Origin of the sequence: uncultured Fretibacterium sp., assembly GCF_938040765.1 — a bacterium.
Taxonomy (GTDB): Bacteria; Synergistota; Synergistia; order Synergistales; family Aminobacteriaceae; genus CAJPSE01.
In genome coordinates, this window is the sequence record NZ_CALIAA010000037.1 from 1 (window position 1) to 4988 (window position 4988).

Sequence of the window (4988 nt, forward strand, 5' to 3'; positions counted from 1 at the left end):
CGGAAGGTGGCTTTTTTCTCCCCTCCTGGTTTTGTTCGCCTCCACGCTGACCCTCCATTGGGTTTGGAATGTAGAAATTCTGTTCGCTTTCGGGATCAGCAACATCGTTATTCTTATCGGTCTCATGCTGTTTTTTCGCGAGACGCCTGCCGCCCTCGTACATGATGGACATAGAATGTTCGACATCATGGGGTGGGCTGCGCTCCTTCCTCAGCTGCTGGCCGCCTTCGGGGTGGTTTTCGAAACCGTTGGAATGGGCGGCGTCATTCTGGAGATGGCCGAGTCGTTCGTCGTAATAGACAGCAAACTGATGGCCGCCGCCGTCTATTGCGTCGTTACGGCGTTCTTCTCCATGATGATGGGGAACGCCTTTCCCGCTTTCCTCGTCGTCTCCTCGGGGATAGGAATTCCCCTGGTCGTCCGGCGGTTCGGAGCCGATCCCGCCGTTGCGGGGATCATCGCGATGCTTTCCGGCTACTGCGGAACCCTGATGACCCCCATGGGGCTGAATTTCAACGTCCTTCCCGCGGAACGCCTGGGGATCCGGAATCTGAACGAGGTGCTCAGGGTGCAGAGGGGCACGGCGCTGCTGCTGCTCCTGATAAACATCGCCCTGATGTACCTCCTGGCATTTTAGGAGGAAGATCGGCAGGCCTTTCTCCCGCCCGAAGGCCGAGAATCACGGAGTGACGACAAAAAGTCCCGCCAACGAGAGGTTGGCGGGACTTTTTCGCTTTCTGCCCCCGATAAAGCCGCGAGAGGCGAAAATTCGAGCGGATCAGCTGGCGGCGATGCAGCCGATCTCCTTCGCGGCGGCCATCTGCCTGTAGCGCTCGTACTTCTCCTTTGCGTCCTCCTCGGCCATTGCGATGAGCACCTTCGCCTCCTCCGGGAAGGTCCGTTCGAGGGCCGAATAGCGGACCTCGCCCATCAGGAACTCCCTCAGCGGGCGGGTGGGCGCCTTGGAATCCAGGACGAACGGATTGAGCCCCTCCTTGACCCGCCGGGGATCGTAGCGGTAGAGGTGCCAGTATCCGGCCTCGACGGCCAGCTTGGACTCCTTCTGGGAGAAGCCCATCCCCTTGACGATCCCGTGGTTGATGCAGGGTGCGTATGCGATGATCAGGGACGGCCCCCTGTAGGACTCCGCCTCCTTCAGGACCTTGACCAGATGGTTGGGGTCGGCGCCCATCGCCACCTGAGCGACGTAGACGTTTCCGTAGTTCATGACCATCGTGCCCAGGTCCTTTTTCCTGACCTTCTTACCCGATGCCGCGAACTGCGCCACCGCCCCGACGGGCGTGGCCTTGGATGACTGCCCGCCCGTATTGGAGTAGACCTCCGTGTCCACCACCAGGATGTTGACGTCGGGACCGAGGGCCAGGACGTGATCCAACCCGCCGTATCCGATATCGTAGGCCCAGCCGTCCCCTCCGTACATCCACATGGACTTCTTGACGAAATGCTCGCGGTTCTGCCAGAGGTAGCGGCAATCCTCGTCGTCCGAGCCCGGGGCGACGCGCGCCACGGCCGCTATCGCTTCGTCGGCGCGTTCACGCGTCCCCTCGGTCTTGTTGAAGCCGTCGAGCCAAGCGGTCAGGGCATTCTTCAGGGGCTCGTCCGAGCAACGGGGCAGAAACGCACGCGCCCTCATAGCCAGCTGTTCGCGCTGCTGCTCGACGGCGAAGCACATCCCGAGGCTGAACTCCGCGTTGTTCTCGAAGAGCGAGTTGGAGAAGGCCGGCCCATGTCCCCGACTGTTGGTGGTGTAGGGGACGCAGGGGGAGGCCGCACCCCAGGCCTGGGTGCATCCCGTAGCGTTGGCCAGATACATGCGGTCGCCGAAGAGCTGCGTCATCAGCTTCATGTAGGGCGTCTCGCCGCACCCGGCGCAGGCGCCGGAGAACTCGAGCAGCGGCTGCTCGAACTGGCTCCCCTTCACCGAGAACTTGTCCATGGGGTTCGGCTTCTCGGAGACGGTCAGGGAGTAGTTCCAGTTCTCCATCTCGGGGAGCTGGCTCTCCAGAGGCTTCATGACCAGCGCCTTGTTCTTGGCGGGACAGGTCTCGGCACAGCTTCCGCAGCCGACGCAGTCCAGGGGATCCACCTGGATGCGGAACCCGTAGCCCTCCAAGCCCTTGCCCCGCCCCGGAAGCGTGACGTAGTCCTTCGGCGCCGCGGCCTTCTCCCCCTCGTCCAGGAGGAAGGGACGGATGGAGGCGTGGGGGCAGACGAAGGCGCACTGGTTGCACTGGATGCAGTTCTCGGGGATCCACTGGGGGACGTTGATCGCCGTCCCGCGCTTCTCGTACTTGGAGGTCCCCAGAGGGACGGTTCCGTTGGCGTCGTCCACAAACGTGCTCACGGGCAGGTCGTCTCCCTTGAGGGCGTTCACGGGGATGAGGACCTCCCGGATGTAGCGTGGCAGGTCCGCGCCGGGACGCCGGACGGGTTCGGGTTCCAGCGCGGACCAGGAGGCGGGGACCTCGACCTGCACCAGCCCCTCGATGCCGCGGTCCACGGCGTCGTAGTTCATGTTCAGGACCTTGTCGCCCTTGCTGCCGTAGGTTTTTTTGATGGCGTCCTTCATATAGCGCACGGCGTCCTCTATGGGGAGGATCTCGGAGATCTTGAAGAAGGCCGACTGGAGCAGGGTGTTGATACGCCCGCCCAGCCCCATCTTCTGGGCGATGCCCGTCGCGTCGAGGGTGTAGAAGCGGATCTTCTTATCGGCGATCTGCCGCTTCACCGATGCCGGCAGGTTCTCCTCGAGCCCCTGGAGGTCCCAGGCGCAGTTCAGAAGGAAGGCCCCGCCGGGCTTGACGTCGGACACGATATCGTACCGCTCGATGTAGGAGGGGTTGTGGCAGGCCACAAAGTCCGCGGAGCTGACGAGATAGGTCGAGTGGATGGGGTTCCTGCCGAAGCGCAGGTGCGATTTCGTCACGCCGCCGGACTTTTTCGTGTCGTACTCGAAGTAGGCCTGAACATAGAAGTCCGTGTTGTCCCCGATGATCTTGATGGAGTTCTTGTTCGCCCCGACCGTTCCGTCTGAGCCCAGCCCCCAGAACTTGCAGTTGACCGTCCCGGGGTCCCCCGTATCCACGAGCGGCCCGACCGGCAGAGAGAGGTGGGTGACATCGTCGTTGATGCCCACCGTAAAATGGTTTCTCGGCTCGGGCTGGCTCATGTTGTCGAACACCGCCAGCATCTGGGCGGGCGAGACATCCTTGGAGGAGAGCCCATAGCGCCCGGCGTAGATGGCCGGATGTTCGGCGCGGCCGATCATCGCGGTCGCCACGTCCTTGAACAGCGGTTCCCCGGACGCCCCCGGCTCCTTCGTCCGGTCCAGAACGGTGACCCATTTCGCGGTCTTCGGCAGCGCCGCGAACAGGCGCTCCTCGGAGAAGGGGCGGTAGAGATGGACCTGCAGAAAGCCCACCTTCTCCCCCTTGGCGTTGAGGTGTTCCACGACCTCCCGAAGGACGCCGCTGACCGACCCCATGGCCACGATGACGCGCTCGGCGTCGGGGACGCCCCAGTAGTTGAAAAGTCCGTAGTGCCGGCCCGTCAGACGACTGATCTCCTTCAGGTAGCCCTCGACGATCTTGGGCAGGTTGTCGTACCATGGGTTGCAGGCCTCCCGGGCCTGGAAGAAGATGTCCGGGTTCTGCACCGTGCTGCGCTGGACCGGATATTCGGAGTTCAGCGCCGTCTTGCGGAACGCATCCACGGCGCCCCAGTCCAACAGCTTGCCGAACTCCTCGTAGTCGAGCACCTCGATCTTCTGGATCTCGTGAGAGGTCCGGAACCCGTCGAAGTAGTGCAGAAAGGGCACCCGTCCCTTGATGGCCGACAGGTGCGCCACCGCCGCCAGGTCCGCCACCTCCTGGACGCTGCCCGAGGAGAGCAGCGCAAACCCGGTCTGACGGCACGCCATAACGTCGGACTGGTCCCCGAAGATGGAGAAGGCGTGGGTTCCCACCGTCCGCGAGCTGACGTGAAGCACTCCGGGGTGCAGCTGCCCGGCGATGCGGTACATCGGGGGGATCATCAGCATCAGCCCCTGGGACGCCGTGTAGGACGTCGCCAGGGCCCCCGCCTCGAGCGCGCCGTGCATGGCCCCGGCCGCCCCGTGTTCCGCCTGCATCTCGACCAGCCTCACCCTCTGTCCGAACAGGTTGAGATGCCCCTCCGCCGACCAGCGGTCAACGTGCTCCGCCATCGGGGAGGAAGGGGTGATCGGGTAGATCGTCGCAACCTCCGTAAACGCGTAGGATACCCACGCCGCCGCCTCGTTTCCATCCATCGTCTTTTTCGTCTTCTTGACCTCCAAAAAAATCCCCCTCCTCGAAGTGTTTCTTTTCAATGCTTCTTTGTGAAAGTTCAGTTGAAACCCACCACTTCTCTTTTCTTATTATAACCGATACCCTGTCAGCGCTCGCTTCCCATATTGAGCGTCGTCGTCCCGCAAATCTTTACGTTATGGTTCCTCGAACTTAATTCGGGGATTCCTGCGAGGGCGGGGGCGACTCGGTCCCCCTTCTCGCGATCCGTCATGTTTTGCTCCCGTTTGGTCATGTCCCGGAGGATCGGAACGTTGTAAAATACGATATTAGAGTTTGTGTGATCAAATATAACTGCGGACGTTTCTTGGCTCATCCTTCGTTTTGTCCTCGGAACCTCCTTCGGAAAGGGGCGTGTTTTTATGGAAAAAAAGAAAAGGAGCGGAATCGCCCGGCTTTTGGAGATAGCCGGGCAGCGGCGGGGGCTGGTTACGCTCTCCTGCGTGCTCTCGGCCGTCAGTGCGGCGCTGATGCTGGTGCCCTTCCTGAACGTGTACTTCATTCTGGGCGAGCTGCTGAAGCATGGGGTGACGCCGGAGAACTCGGGGTTCTTCATCCATCAGGGGGCCGTCGCCTTCGGGGCCATGGTGCTGGGGTTCGTCGTTCGGTACGCGTCCCTGATAGCCTCGCACGTGGCTGCGT

At 62.2% G+C, this 4988-nt stretch carries 2 protein-coding genes and 1 pseudogene; 2 read left to right on the plus strand and 1 reads right to left on the minus strand.

Annotation, left to right across the window (positions count from 1 at the left end):
- A partial coding sequence (locus Q0176_RS01235) for a DUF979 family protein (protein ID WP_366796987.1) occupies positions 1-637 on the plus strand: 637 nt, incomplete at its 5' end.
- Positions 638-778: 141 nt separating this feature from the next.
- Here Q0176_RS01235 and nifJ read toward each other — a convergent pair.
- Complete coding sequence (gene nifJ / locus Q0176_RS01240; protein WP_299298274.1) at positions 779-4309, minus strand: pyruvate:ferredoxin (flavodoxin) oxidoreductase; 3531 nt, start codon at positions 4307-4309, stop codon at positions 779-781.
- A gap of 399 nt (positions 4310-4708) precedes the next feature.
- Here nifJ and Q0176_RS01245 point away from each other — a divergent pair.
- Positions 4709-4988, plus strand: a pseudogene (locus tag Q0176_RS01245) (ABC transporter ATP-binding protein); the annotation flags it as partial.

What these genes read in the sequence shown, in the direction of transcription:
- nifJ (WP_299298274.1), bottom strand. Translation starts at nt 4,309, where the DNA reads ATGGATGGAAACGAGGCGGCGGCGTGGGTATCCTACGCGTTTACGGAG.